The sequence below is a fragment of the Butyricicoccus sp. genome, from assembly GCF_050872565.1.
Classification (GTDB): Bacteria; Bacillota; Clostridia; order Oscillospirales; family Butyricicoccaceae; genus Butyricicoccus_A.
Genome location: NZ_JBNMHC010000516.1, coordinates 1 through 1117 on the forward strand (window position 1 = coordinate 1; position 1117 = coordinate 1117).

Annotated in this window: 2 protein-coding genes; both read right to left on the minus strand. The window is 52.5% G+C overall.

The window, feature by feature from the left end; all coding sequences use genetic code 11:
* On the minus strand, positions 1-482 hold a 482-nt coding region (locus tag ACR0P9_RS13025), incomplete at its 3' end, for a homocysteine S-methyltransferase family protein (protein WP_432620818.1).
* Positions 475-1117, minus strand: a 643-nt coding sequence (locus ACR0P9_RS13030) for a vitamin B12 dependent-methionine synthase activation domain-containing protein (protein WP_432620820.1), incomplete at its 5' end; no start/stop codon positions are given. The genes ACR0P9_RS13030 and ACR0P9_RS13025, both read right to left, overlap by 8 nt.

Sequence of the window (1117 nt, forward strand, 5' to 3'; positions counted from 1 at the left end):
ACCCAAATCGGCAGATTACTCTGCTCTCGCGCCGCGAGAACCGCCGCTTTGACTTCGTACAAGTCGGTCATGGTCTCAAAAATAACGAGATCTGCGCCCGCCTGCTCTCCGGCGCGCACCATTTGTGCGTAAATTTCATAGGCTTCATCAAATGCCAGCGTGCCAAGCGGCTCCATCAGCTCGCCAATCGGACCGACATCCAAAGCAACTTTTGCCTTTTCGCCCGCAGCTCGCTTCGCAATCGCGACGTTCGCCGCCACCAGTTCTTCTGTGGTGTGTCCTGTGCCTTCCAGCTTATGTGCGTTGGCACCAAAGGTATTGGCATAGATAATATCACTGCCCGCCTGCACATAACTGCGCTGGATGTTTTCCAAAATTTCCGGATGCTGGACACCGAAGATTTCCGGCCGTTCGCCCAGTCCCAAACCGGCAGCTTGCAGCATTGTGCCCATGCCGCCGTCAAGTAATGTCAGATTATTCATGACAAGCAAGTCCTTCCTTTCGATAGGGACAGGTCAGGAACATACTGCATACCTCACAGCCCCGTTTTCTCAGTTTTTGCGGATGATCGGAGATTCCCATAATCGCAGTTACCGATTTTCGCGGAATCATCAAATAATTTGGCGTGACGGTCAGACCAATGCGCCGCGCGGTATTAAGAGCTTCGCACAGTCTGCGCTGGGTGTGCAGCGGCAAATCGCCGTATCCCGGACTAAATCGGTCGGTCAAAAACCGTCCCTCCCGCTCCAATTGTTCTCTCAAATCAAATTCAAAATGGTCACAGACGTTTTCAATCGCCGCACTGGCGCAGGAATCCATGATAAGCGCATCCGCCATATCCGTCACCTCACGCCGCATAAGCAGCTGTTCAATCTGCGGCCCCAATGTCACGGCAAGCAGCACGCTTTCCTGACAAGACGACAGGATTTCTTTCATGTCCTTACCTTCTAACGGAAAGCCGACAATCTCGCCGTTTTTTACCGGCAATCTGCGATAGACCAATCTCGGCTGACAGCTCTTTGTCACTTCATCCATGCAGCGTCGAATCTGCTGTTCCAGTTCCGGCGGCCGTTCCTGTCCGCGATACCCGAGATACATCAAAATTTCTTGATAATTG